This window comes from Sphingobium xenophagum NBRC 107872 (assembly GCF_000367345.1).
In the GTDB taxonomy this organism is placed as follows: Bacteria; Pseudomonadota; Alphaproteobacteria; order Sphingomonadales; family Sphingomonadaceae; genus Sphingobium; species Sphingobium xenophagum.
The window spans coordinates 35574-47217 of sequence record NZ_BARE01000018.1 but is presented as its reverse complement, the minus strand read 5'-3'; the positions used below and the strand labels follow the sequence as shown (position 1 = coordinate 47217).

The following is an 11644-nucleotide window of genomic DNA, read 5'->3' as shown; positions in this document are numbered from 1 at the left end:
CCCTGGATGCTGGATCAGGTCCGGCATGACGATTGAGGATAGCTGCCCATGACCATCGACCTCGCGACCTACGAAGACGCGCCGAAATATGACGGCGATTATGATGCGGCGCTGGCTGCGCTCCAGCAACGCCTCGCTAAGATTCAGGTCGCCCATATCCTGCACAAGCGCCGCAGCGTCATCCTGCTGGAGGGCTGGGACGCAGCGGGCAAGGGCGGCATCATCAAGCGGATGTCGGCCGACTGGGATCCGCGCTACTATCAGGTTCATCCCATCGCCGCGCCCAATGAGGTGGAGCGCGATCATCATTTCCTCTGGCGCTTCTGGACGCGCCTGCCCGCCAGCGGCAACATCGCGGTCTTTGACCGTAGCTGGTATGGCCGGGTGCTGGTGGAGCGGGTCGAGGGATTTTGCAGCAAGGCCGACTGGAAGCGCGGCTATGACGAAATCAACGCGTTCGAAAAGCAGCAGATCGACGCTGGCATGAATATCGTCAAACTCTTCGTCCACATCACCCAGGACACGCAGGACAAGCAGTTGGCCGAGCGGCTGGACATCCCGTGGAAGCGCTGGAAAACCGGCGCGGACGACTATCGCAACCGGGCCAGGCGCGCGGACTATCTGGATGCGATGCACGCCATGTTCAAAAAGACCGACACGAAACATGCGCCATGGCACGTCATTGACAATAATCACCGCAAGAGCGGACGCATCGCCGCGCTGACCTATGTGGCGGAACGACTGGAAGCGCTCGTCCCGATGGATTTCCCGGCGGCGGACCCGGCGGTCGTCAAGCTCGCGCAGGACGCCTTTGGCTATCGCCCCGCCAAATCTGTATAAAATTCAGTGAAAACAGTTACTTGTAACAAAAATGTCATGAAATTCTAACGGCTCGTTACCATTGGGCGGCTAAGGCTCTGGCCATGTTTCATGCCCCCATAATCCCGCCGGACGCGCCCGGCTTGGTCAGCCTGCCCCTGGCGCAGGACAAGCCGGTTATCTGGCTGGGGCGTCCGCTCAGTGAGGCGGTCGATTGCTTCCAGCGGGATTCCGCCCTGCGCCTGCTGCCGGTGCTGGACGCGCGCGACCGGCCCGTCGGCGCGATCTATGAGCGCGACATGCGCCGCATCCTGTTCAACCCCTTCGGCCATGCCTTGCTGCGCAACCCCAGTTTCGGCGGGCGGCTGGACGATCATGTCCGCCCCTGCGCCCTTGTGGACCGGGGTGCGGGCCTCGATCGGCTGGTCGATCTCTATGCCGCGCAGGGGACCGGGTGCGAAGGGCTGATCGTCACGGACGACGGGCGCTATGCAGGCGTACTGGACGGCACCCTGTTGCTACGCCTGACGGCGCAGCGCGACGCGCAGGTGGCGCTGGCGCGATCGGAACGGGTCGAGCAGATACGGCGCGAAAGTGCTGGCTTTCAGGGCGATGTCGCGCTGCTGATCGCGGACATGGTGGCCATGGCCGACCAGTTGTCGGCGCTCGCAACGCAGGCGGCGGAGCGCGCGGCGGGCGATGGCGCGGACAGTGCGGCGATGGCGGTCGCCGCGGCGCAGACGGCCGATCGGCTGGCGAGCATCGCGGCGGGCGGCGTCGAACTGGGTCAGATATTCCAGGCGATGGAGAGCGAGGCGCGCGATGCGGGCGCAGCGATGCGCGATGCCGCCGCGCGCAGCCGCGCAGGCATGGCGCAGGGCGAGGCGCTGCGGAGCGAGACGGAGAATATCGGCGAAGTCGTCGCCCTGATCGACAGCATCGCGGGCGCGACGGCGATGCTGGCGCTCAATGCCAGTATAGAGGCGGCGCGGGCGGGTGATGCGGGCAACGGCTTTGCCGTGGTCGCGCGCGAGGTAAAGTCGCTGGCCCAACAGACACGCGATGCCGCGGCGGGCATCGCCGGGCGGATCGCGCATGTCCGCGCGACGGTCGCTGATGTGGCGGCGGGCCATATGCATATGGATGCGGCCATGGCCCGCGCCGACCGTCTGTCAGCTTCGCTGTTCGACGCGGTCGCCCGCCAGGCCGCTTTCAGCCGCGCCATTGCCGAAAGCGTGGCGGAGGCGGGGTCGTCGAGCGACCATATCCGCTCCGGCGCGCAGGCGATCAGCGGCAATGCGGACGCGACCGTGCTGGGTGCGCGCGCGATGCAGTCGGTGGCGCAAAGACTGGCCGGGGAGGCTCATCGGCTGGAAGCGCGCGCGGGCGGCTTCATCATGGCGATCGGCGCGACCTGACGATCCGTAGAAATCCCTCTGGCGTCGCGCGCAAATGGCGATAGGCTGTGCGTCCATAAAAAGGAGAGGAAGCCATGCTCGTCATGTTCGTGGGCACTGACCGCACTGAAACCGCTGTCAACGCGTCGCAAGTCACCTTCGTCTCGTCGGTCAATGACGGCACGCGCATCCGCTTTGGCGAAGGCCGCAGCGTGACCGTGACCGAACCGATCGCTGAAGTGCTCGAAAGCCTCAACCGCTCGCTGCGCCCGCACGACTAGAGGCCGTCTCGCTTCTGTTCGCCATGACCGGGCGGCGCGGCATCCTGTCGTGACGCCCGCCATGGGTGGCTTGCTATCGGGCGGCGGGCGCGCGCCTTGCACCGCGCAAGCGCGGCTCAGTCGGGATAGCGGATCGCCATCACCTCATATTCCTTCTCGCCCGACGGCAGCATCACGCGGCGCAAGTCGCCGATGGCCGCGCCGCGCAGGGCGCGGGCGATGGGGGAGGACCAGCCGATCCGGCCAGCCTCGATGTCGGTTTCGTCATTGCCGACTAGCGTGACGATGCGGTGATTGTCATCCTCATCGGCGATGGTGACGGTCGCGCCGAAATAGACGCGGCTCTTGTCGCCCTGCTGCCGGGCGTCGACGACCTTGGCGTCCTTCATCTTCTTGGACAGGCGCTTCAGCTGAAAGTCGATCTCGCGCATCCGCTTGCGACCATAGAGATAGTCGCCATTTTCGCTGCGGTCGCCATTGCCCGCCGCCCAGCTCACGACTTCGACGATGGCGGGGCGCTCGACGCCGAGCAAATGGTCATATTCCGCGCGCAATTTGGCGAAGCCTTCGGGCGAGATATAATTGGGATAGGGGGTCGTCATCCCTCCATCCCATAACCATTCTGGCGGACCTTGTCGAAGCCTTGCGCTTCGCTCAGGGCGAAGGGGGCGGCGATAGGCCTCTCAACCCGGCGTCTGTTTCCCCAGATAGCGGCTCAGCACCGCGCTGGTCCCGCGGAATTTCGCCCGTTCCGGGTTCATCGCTTCATAGACGACGGCATTTTCCAGCACCCGCTGCACATAGTTGCGGGTCTCGAAAATCGGGATCTGCTCGATCCAGCGAAGCATGTCGGCACCAGGCAGGCGCGGGTCGCCATTGGCGGCGATCCATTTGTTCACATTGCCCGGCCCGGCATTATAGGCCGCGACGGCCAGCGGATAGCTGCCGCCATAATAGTCCAGCATCCGCTGGAAATAGCCCGAACCCAGCATGATATTGTAGCTGGGATCGTTGAGCGAGGCGGGATTGTAGCCAAGACCCAGCTTGCCCGCCTGTTCGCGCGCCGTGCCGGGCATCAGCTGCATCAGCCCGCGCGCGCCTGCATGGCTGACGATCTGCTTGTCGAACTGGCTTTCCTGCCGGGCGATGGCATGCACCATGGTCCAGTTATATTGCGCCGTGGGCGGCACGGGCACGCGCGGGAAGGCGCTTTCGCCATAGCCGGTCAGGCCGCTGGAAACGGCGCGACGGCCGACCATGACGCTCATGTCGGTGCGGCCGATCTTTTCGGCCAGTTCCGCCGCGAGATAATGATCGGTGTCGCTGTCGGCATTGTTGGCGATGGCGCGGGCGAATTTGCCCTGATCCTGCCAATAGCCCATCTGTCCCAGCGCCTTGACCGCGCGCACGACGGATCGCTGATCGAACGCGGCGCGTTCGGCGGCGGAAATCGGCACCGGGCGCTCGACCGTGGCGGGCGCGGGGATCGGACGGCCCAGCCGTTCGAGCGCCAGCTGACCGTAAAACTGGTCGGGATAGACGCCCGCCTGTGTGAAATAGCCGTTGGCGCTGGCGGCGTCGCCCGCCTGAAGCGCGGCGCGACCGGCCCAATAATAGCCTTTCGACCTGGTCTGGGGCGATTTGGCCGCATCGGCATAGCGGCGGAACATCGCCACCGCGTCGGTCGGGCGATTGAGATTGTAGAAGGCGGTCGTCCCGGCCAGCCAGGCCAGGCTGGTATAATCGTCCCGTACCCCGATCGGCTGGTCGGACAGGTCGACGCCCGGCGGCACCGCGTCGTCAATCTTGCTGGCGATGCCCCAGGCAAAGCTCCACTGGCTGTCATTGGCCGCGGCGCGCGCCTGTCCCAGCAATATTTCGTAGAATTTCTCGACGTTGGTCGGGCGGTAGCTGAGCGGGCCGCGATTGGCGAGATATTGGCGTGCCGCAACCCAGTTGCCGCTGTCGCGCAGCCACAACGCCTTGTCGGCGACAAAGCCTGCATCGCTTGCGCCGACTGGTTCGGCGGCCTGCATCAGCATCGCAGCGTCGGCCGACTTGCGGCGGAAGGCGATGCGCGCCTGATAGACGGCGCGCCTGCCCGGCGAGACATAGGCCAGCATCCGCGTCGCCCCGACCGTGTCGTTGGCCCACAGCAGCATGTCGGCGCGCAGGTCGTGATCGGCAGGCGTCAGGCCGGACCCGAAGAGGGACAGCAATCGCGCTTCGTCCGCAGCGCTCAGGCTGCCGCCGATCCAGGCATTGCGCGCGGCGACCCGCGCTTCGTCCATCCGCCCCATCTGCATCAGCGCGGTGGCGTTGCGGGCGTGGCCGGTCGCGGTGCGCGGCGGGAAACGGGCGAAGAAGGCTGTGACCTGCCGGGGATCGTAGCTGTCGGGATTGATGCCGGTTTCGGCCAGCCGCCGCATCCTGTCCTCACCCGGCCAGCCCGGATTGGCGGTGATGAAGCTTGCATAGGTGGAAAAGCCCAGCCCGTCGCTTTGCTGCAGCGCGCGCCACTGGTCGATCGTCGCACCGATCGTGCCGTCGCTGGCCATGCCGACGCGGGACGCCACCCTGTTCCATTGCGCCCCCGGCGTATCCTGCGCGGGCAGCGGCTGGACCACGGCGCCGGGCGGGTCGGCGGGCGCTGACGCGGGGGCTGGGCCTTCGGTCTGGGCGCTTGCGCCGGCGGTAAACAGCAACAGTGCAACAAGGGGCATACGGATAATGTAACTTTCAATCATTCGGGGCGTCGCCATGCTGGACATTATCGCAAATGCATCCTTATCAGCGCCTGAATGACGCGCTATAGCGCGCCGCTTGACTGATCATGCCCCGGCCGGCCGGAGAATTGAAGGAGTTTAATCATGTTTTCCGGCTCGATTCCGGCTCTGGTGACCCCGTTTCGCGACGGATCGGTGGATGAGGCGGCGTTTCGCGCGCTGGTCGACTGGCAGATCGCCGAAGGATCAAGCGCGCTCGTCCCCTGCGGCACCACCGGCGAAAGCGCGACCATGACGGTCGAGGAGCATAATCGCGTCATCGCCATCTGCGTCGATCAGGCCGCCGGGCGCGTGCCCGTGATCGCGGGTTGCGGCTCCAACGATACGCGGATCGCGCTTGATCATATGTATGCCGCGCAAGGGGCCGGGGCGGATGCCGCACTGGTGGTCGCGCCCTATTACAACAAGCCCAATCAGGACGGCGTCTATCAGCATTTCGCCTATCTCGCCGAACGCTGCTCGCTGCCGATCGTCCTCTACAACGTCCCCAGCCGCACCATCACCGACATCGGCGTGCCGGTTATCCACCGCCTGTCGGAAGAATTTCAGACGATCGTGGGGATCAAGGACGCCACCGGGAATCTGGGGCGGGTCAGCGCACAGCGTCTCGCCTGCCGCCCGGATTTCTGCCAGCTTTCGGGCAATGACGAAACCGCATTGGGATTCAACGCCATGGGTGGCAAGGGGTGCATCTCCGTCACCGCCAATGTCGCGCCGCGCCTTACCGCCGATTTCCAGGCGGCCTGCGCCGCGCATGACTGGGATGGTGCCTTGGCGTTGCAGGATCGTCTTTACCCCTTGCATGATGCCCTGTTCAGCGATTCTTCACCCGGGCCTGTTAAATATGCCCTTACGCGCGTGCGGCCCGACATGCCCGGCGACGTCCGCCTGCCAATCACCTGGCCGTCGGAATCCAGCCGGGCCGCGGTCGACCGCGCGCTGGAAATTGCGGGGCTGGTATAGAAGGCCCATCTCCGTTCGGTTCGAGCTTGTCGAGAACTGCGCGGGGAGGGTTCTCGCCCTTCGACAGGCTCAGGATTCTCGAACCGAACGGATGAAAAAGTAGATTAATGGCCCGCCCCCGTCCCGTTACCTTCGACAAGAAAAAGATCGTCGCCGAAAACCGGCGCGCGCGCTTTGACTATTTCATCGAAGATGTGTTCGAAGCGGGCATCGCCCTGCAGGGGACAGAGGTGAAGGCGCTGCGCGGCGGCGAAGGGTCGATCGCCGAAAGCTATGCCGAGGTGAAGGGTAATCAGGTGTTTCTGGTGAACAGCAACATCCCCGAATATAGCCACGGCAATCGTCAGAATCACGAACCCAAACGCCCCCGCAAGCTGCTGCTGCACGAGCGGGAGATCCACAAGATGCACAGCGCCGTGTCGCGACAGGGCATGACGCTGGTACCACTGATGGTCTATTTCAACAGCCAGGGCCGCGCAAAGATCGAACTGGCGCTGGCCAAGGGCAAGCAGAACCACGACAAGCGCGAAACGATCAAGGACCGCGACTGGAAGCGCGACCAGCAGCGCATCATGCGGGACAAGGGCTGAGCCATGGACAACCGCCTCAGCCGCTGGTGGCACGCCAATGCGCCGACGCGCGAAAGCCTGGAGCATAACAGGTTCCTCGCCCCCGTCGCGCACCGCGTGCTGGAACCCTCGCTGTGGCGCTTCACGCGCCGGTCGGTGCCCCGCGGCGTGGCACTGGGACTGCTGGTCGGCATCTTCCTGCTGATCCCTGGCGTGCAGATTGCAGGCGCGGCGCTGCTGGCGCTGCCCTTCCGCGCCAATATTCCTGTCGCGGCGGCCATGACCTTCCTGTCCAATCCCGCGACCACGCCGCTGATCCTGTGGCTGTCGGTCTATATCGGCAACTGGATGCTGGGCCGCAGCGCGGACGCATCGGGCTTCATGACGCTGGTGGATCATCATGCCACGATTGGCCAATGGGCCGCCTGGCTGGTGTCCGAAGCAGCGCCCGCCTTGCTGCTGGGTCTCTCGATCATCTCGATCGTTGCGGCCGCCATCGGCTATGTCATTGCCGACTGGGTCTGGCGTCATCGCATGGGCCGCAAATGGCAGGCGCGCAAATTGAGGATTGGCAAGGCCCATAAAAGCAGCGCATTGGAGAAACCAGCTCCTGTCCTCTAGGATGGGCAAGCGGGTTTGACAGTGTCGATGCAGGGGAAGGGCCGCCCATGGCCGCGCGGGTGAACAGCAATGGGGATGCGTGGCTGACCCAGTCGCGATCGGGTTTTGCCCTGCCGCTGTTGCTGCTGGCGGCGGCGCTTTCGGCCGGGCTGATTTTCTATGCGATCGACAATTGGCTGCTGACCGGCGGATTTGCGGCCACTGTCCTCACCATTGCGGCGCTCATGGCCTGGCATCGCCGCCTTTATCCGCCGCAACTTTCCGACAAGGAAGCGATCCCCGACTGGACGGTCGCCCGCGCCGCCGCTGACGCATCCAGCATGGCGATCGCCGTTACCGATCGCGCCGGGCGGCTGGTTTGCGCCAGCGACCTGTTTGGCGAATGGTTCGCCGGTTATCCCACCCCGCCGGGCATCACCGGCGATCCGGCGCTCACCGAAAGCCTGTCGGTCGCTGCCCGTGCCGCCTGGCGCGATGGGGAGGCGAAGGTCGGCGGGATCGCGCAAGGCGCGCTGCGGCTGGATGCGGAGGTGGTGCGTACCGGCCGGGCCGAGGATTATCTGCTCTGGCGCTTTGCCCCGGTGCGCCAGCCCAGCGCGCTGGACGACGTCAACCGCTTCCTGACCGGCGAAGCGGGCCGCCAGCTGGGCGAGGCGGGCGTGATGGCGGTGATGATCGGCGGCGAAGGCCGCATCCGTGCCGCCAATGGCGCGTTCCTGCTGCGCGCCGCCGGGCGGATCGACGCCAATATCACCGGGCGCGATTTCGCCGGCCATATGCGCGTGGATGACAAAGGGCGACTGTTCCTGGCGCGCGAAGAGCAGGGCGGCCTGCCGCTGCGCCTGCTACAGGTGCCGTTGAAGCGGGTGACGCAGGGCAACGGCATGGCGGCGCAGGTCAGCGCGCAGGACGGGCCGATGCTGCTGCTGCTGATCGACGAACCGGCGGGCGGCGGCGGCACGTCGGCGCTTTCCTACATCGAAACCCTGCTGTCGCTGCTGCCCTTTGGCCTGGCCATGGCCGACCGCGACGGGCGGGTGCTGTTCCTCAATAATGCCTTTGCGCGGGTCGCGGGCCTCAAACCCGGCGACAAGCCCAGCTATCCCGGCGATCTGGTAGTGCGGGAGGATCAGGCGGCGGTGGCCGACGCGGTGCGGCGCTTTGCCGTGGGGCCGCAAATGTCGGGCGACATAGCCGTGCGTATGCGGGACCAGCCTGACGAGCCGATCGCATTGAGCCTGGCTGGCGTGCGCGGGCTGGGCGAGGCGGCGGTGCTCCTCTCGCTCAAGGATAATAGCGAGGAATCCAAGCTCAAGCGGCAGGTGGCGCAGGCGACCAAGATGCAGGCGATCGGCCAGCTGGCGGGCGGCGTCGCGCATGATTTCAACAATATCCTGACCGCGATCATCGGCCATTGCGACCTGATGCTGATGCGCCATACGCCCGGCGACAGCGACTATGACGACATTCAGCAGATCAAGTCGAACAGCAATCGCGCCGCTGGCCTGACCCGGCAATTGCTCGCCTTTTCGCGCCAGCAGACGCTGCGGCCCCAGATCCTGCAACTGCCTGACATCGTGGCGGACGTCTCCAATCTTTTGAAGCGCCTGCTGGGCGAAAATGTGAAGCTGGACGTCAGCCATGGGCGCAATCTGGGCGCGGTGCGCGCCGATCCCGGCCAGCTGGAACAGGTGATCGTCAATCTGGCGGTCAATGCCCGCGATGCCATGCCCGAAGGCGGCACGCTCAATATCCAGACCTATGCCGTGCCCGCGATCAAGGTGCGCGAAATGCGCCAGCAGATCCTGCCGGCGGGGGACTATACCGCGCTGCGCGTATCGGACACCGGGCTTGGCATCCCGCCCGACATATTGGCCAAGATTTTCGAGCCGTTCTTCACCACCAAGGAACTGGGCAAGGGGACGGGCCTTGGCCTGTCCACCGTCTATGGCATCGTCAAGCAGTCGGGCGGCTACATCTTTGCCGAATCCGAACTGGGGCGCGGTGCCAGCTTCGTCATCTACCTGCCTGTCTATGCCGGGTCCGATGCGAATGACGTCGCGCCGGTCAAGCCGCCGGTCAGGCGCAGCGAGACATGGGGCACCGGCACCATCCTGCTGGTGGAGGATGAGGATATGGTCCGTGCCGTCGCGGAACGGGCATTGGTGCGGCAGGGCTATACCGTGCTGACCGCCAGCGACGGCGAACAGGGGCTGGAGGTGTTGGCGGGCGATGTCGCGATCGACCTTTTGATCTCCGACGTGGTGATGCCCAATATGGACGGCCCCGCCATGGTGGCGCAGGCGCGTCGCGCTTTCCCCGACCTGCCGGTATTGTTCATGTCGGGCTATGCCGAGGAGCAATTGCGCAAGTCGATCGACATCGCCAACGTCGCTTTCCTCCCCAAGCCCTTCTCGGTCAATCAACTGGCCGAAGCGGCGCGGGACGCACTGGCGACGCGACCCGTGGCGGAATGACCCTCGAATAAGTTGTGCTTGATCAAGGTAATTATCCTGTCCATTCCCGCACCGATGGGTTAGCGCATGCGCGTATCAACAGGGGATCGCCACGGCATGTCGGACGGCAAGAGCATTTTGATCGTCGAGGATGAAGCGATGATCGGCATGATGCTGGAAGATTATCTCGACGCGCTGGGTTATCGCTTGCATGCGGTCGCCGCTTCGGTCGACGAAGCCTGCGCCCATGCGCGCGACGGCGGCTTTGACGCGGCCCTGCTCGACTGCAATTTGCAGGGTGAGAAAAGCTGGCCCGTCGCTGACATATTGGTCCAGAAAGGCGTGCCCTTCGTCTTTGCGACGGGCGGCATGGCCGACGATCTGCCGACCCATCACGCCGACCGCCCCACGCTTGCCAAGCCCTTCACCATCGGCGCGGTCGAGCGGGCGTTGGGAAAAATACTGGGCGAATAGGAAATTTCCGTTCCCCTCTTGTTCTATTAGAACAAACAGGATACATCATCGCCAGGCGCCGAGAGAATCGACGCAGTCCGCTTGACAGGGATTAGGCCGATGTCCGCTATGCTCACACTCATCGATTCCAAGAAGAACGGGACTATGGACAGACAAAAAGCATTGGACGCCGCGCTTGCCCAGATCGACCGGGCCTTTGGCAAAGGCTCTGCGATGAAGCTGGGCAGCCGGGAAAAGATCGAGATTGAAGCCATCTCGACCGGCTCGCTCGGCCTCGACATCGCTCTTGGCATTGGCGGCCTGCCCAAGGGGCGGATTATCGAGATTTACGGCCCGGAAAGTTCGGGCAAAACCACGCTGGCGCTGCACGCCATTGCCGAAGCGCAGAAGAATGGCGGCACTGCCGCCTTTGTGGACGCGGAACATGCGCTCGATCCGGGCTATGCCAAGAAACTGGGCGTCGACATTGACGAACTGATCGTGTCGCAGCCCGACACGGGCGAACAGGCGCTGGAAATCGTCGATACGCTGGTGCGCTCCAACGCCATCGACGTGCTGGTGGTCGACTCGGTCGCCGCGCTGGTGCCGCGGGCGGAAATCGAAGGCGAAATGGGCGACAGCCATGTCGGCCTTCAGGCGCGCCTCATGAGCCAGGCGCTGCGCAAGCTGACCGGCTCGATCTCGCGCTCCAAATGCATGGTGATCTTCATCAACCAGGTGCGGATGAAGATCGGCGTGATGTACGGCAATCCGGAAACCACGACTGGCGGCAATGCGCTCAAATTCTACGCCTCGGTCCGCCTCGACATTCGCCGCACCGGCCAGATCAAGGATCGCGAAGATATTGTCGGCAATGCGACCCGCGTAAAAGTGGTCAAGAACAAGGTTGCCCCGCCGTTCAAGCAGGTCGAATTCGACATCATGTATGGCGAAGGCATCTCCAAGATCGGCGAAATCCTCGATCTGGGCGTCAAGGCCGGGATCGTTGAGAAATCGGGCGCCTGGTTCTCCTACGACTCTGTCCGCATCGGCCAGGGTCGTGAAAACGCCAAGACATTTCTGAAAACGCATCCTGAGATGGCGGATCGTCTGGAAAAGGCGATCCGGGGCAAGACCGAAGAGGTTGCCGAAGCGTTGATGGCCGGACCCGAAGCGGAGGATGATGACGAATAAGCGCAGATGCTCGTCCGGCCCGATCAGCCGGAACGATCTCTGGCGCAACTCGTCCGCCCCTCGCTTCACGCACTGAAAAGGCCCGCCGCGCACCCCCTGCGCAGC

At 64.5% G+C, this 11644-nt stretch carries 11 protein-coding genes; 9 read left to right on the top strand and 2 right to left on the bottom strand.

Annotated features, from left to right (window positions below):
• The first annotated feature begins 48 nt into the window (after positions 1-48).
• From SX1_RS10660 to SX1_RS10650, 3 genes are all read left to right on the top strand, one after another.
• Positions 49-840 (top strand): polyphosphate kinase 2 family protein, encoded by a 792-nt coding sequence (locus tag SX1_RS10660; RefSeq protein ID WP_019052979.1) that lies wholly within the window; start codon positions 49-51, stop codon positions 838-840.
• Positions 841-923: 83 nt separating this feature from the next.
• Entirely contained in the window at positions 924-2237 is a 1314-nt protein-coding gene (locus SX1_RS10655) for a methyl-accepting chemotaxis protein (protein ID WP_019052978.1), read from the top strand.
• Positions 2238-2311: 74 nt separating this feature from the next.
• Entirely contained in the window at positions 2312-2497 is a 186-nt protein-coding gene (locus SX1_RS10650; protein ID WP_017182837.1) for a hypothetical protein, read from the top strand.
• 116 nt (positions 2498-2613) lie between these two features.
• Here SX1_RS10650 and greB read toward each other — a convergent pair whose 3' ends face one another.
• Both greB and SX1_RS10640 read right to left on the bottom strand, forming a co-directional pair.
• On the bottom strand, positions 2614-3099 hold the full coding sequence (greB, locus tag SX1_RS10645; protein WP_019052976.1) for a transcription elongation factor GreB: 486 nt from the start codon (positions 3097-3099) through the stop codon (positions 2614-2616).
• 81 nt (positions 3100-3180) lie between these two features.
• The gene (locus SX1_RS10640; protein WP_026149664.1) at positions 3181-5268 is read right to left on the bottom strand and encodes a lytic transglycosylase domain-containing protein; all 2088 of its coding nucleotides are present in this window, start codon (positions 5266-5268) and stop codon (positions 3181-3183) included.
• A gap of 99 nt (positions 5269-5367) precedes the next feature.
• On the opposite strand from SX1_RS10640, the gene dapA reads away from it, so the two are divergent.
• From dapA to recA, 6 genes are all read left to right on the top strand, one after another.
• On the top strand, positions 5368-6246 hold the full coding sequence (dapA, locus tag SX1_RS10635; RefSeq protein WP_017182834.1) for a 4-hydroxy-tetrahydrodipicolinate synthase: 879 nt from the start codon (positions 5368-5370) through the stop codon (positions 6244-6246).
• Between the two features lie 107 nt (positions 6247-6353).
• Positions 6354-6836, top strand: coding sequence for an SsrA-binding protein SmpB (gene smpB / locus SX1_RS10630; RefSeq protein WP_017182833.1), 483 nt, complete (start codon positions 6354-6356; stop codon positions 6834-6836).
• Positions 6837-6839: 3 nt separating this feature from the next.
• The gene (locus SX1_RS10625; RefSeq protein WP_017182832.1) at positions 6840-7436 is read left to right on the top strand and encodes a DUF2062 domain-containing protein; all 597 of its coding nucleotides are present in this window, start codon (positions 6840-6842) and stop codon (positions 7434-7436) included.
• Positions 7437-7483: 47 nt separating this feature from the next.
• Positions 7484-9913: a hybrid sensor histidine kinase/response regulator gene (locus tag SX1_RS10620; protein ID WP_019052974.1), complete on the top strand. Its 2430-nt coding sequence runs from the start codon at positions 7484-7486 to the stop codon at positions 9911-9913.
• A 96-nt stretch (positions 9914-10009) separates the two neighbouring features.
• On the top strand, positions 10010-10366 hold the full coding sequence (locus tag SX1_RS10615) for a response regulator (protein WP_017182830.1): 357 nt from the start codon (positions 10010-10012) through the stop codon (positions 10364-10366).
• 99 nt (positions 10367-10465) lie between these two features.
• Positions 10466-11539 (top strand): recombinase RecA, encoded by a 1074-nt coding sequence (recA, locus tag SX1_RS10610; protein WP_026002329.1) that lies wholly within the window; start codon positions 10466-10468, stop codon positions 11537-11539.
• Positions 11540-11644: the final 105 nt, after the last annotated feature.

Coding starts and splice junctions, on each gene's coding strand:
- smpB (WP_017182833.1), top strand. CDS start 6,354: ATGGCCCGCCCCCGTCCCGTTACCTTCGACAAGAAAAAGATCGTCGCC.
- dapA (WP_017182834.1), top strand. CDS start 5,368: ATGTTTTCCGGCTCGATTCCGGCTCTGGTGACCCCGTTTCGCGACGGA.
- greB (WP_019052976.1), bottom strand. CDS start 3,099: ATGACGACCCCCTATCCCAATTATATCTCGCCCGAAGGCTTCGCCAAA.
- SX1_RS10650 (WP_017182837.1), top strand. CDS start 2,312: ATGCTCGTCATGTTCGTGGGCACTGACCGCACTGAAACCGCTGTCAAC.
- SX1_RS10655 (WP_019052978.1), top strand. CDS start 924: ATGTTTCATGCCCCCATAATCCCGCCGGACGCGCCCGGCTTGGTCAGC.
- SX1_RS10640 (WP_026149664.1), bottom strand. CDS start 5,268: ATGTCCAGCATGGCGACGCCCCGAATGATTGAAAGTTACATTATCCGT.
- SX1_RS10620 (WP_019052974.1), top strand. CDS start 7,484: ATGGCCGCGCGGGTGAACAGCAATGGGGATGCGTGGCTGACCCAGTCG.
- SX1_RS10615 (WP_017182830.1), top strand. CDS start 10,010: ATGTCGGACGGCAAGAGCATTTTGATCGTCGAGGATGAAGCGATGATC.
- recA (WP_026002329.1), top strand. CDS start 10,466: ATGTCCGCTATGCTCACACTCATCGATTCCAAGAAGAACGGGACTATG.
- SX1_RS10660 (WP_019052979.1), top strand. CDS start 49: ATGACCATCGACCTCGCGACCTACGAAGACGCGCCGAAATATGACGGC.
- SX1_RS10625 (WP_017182832.1), top strand. CDS start 6,840: ATGGACAACCGCCTCAGCCGCTGGTGGCACGCCAATGCGCCGACGCGC.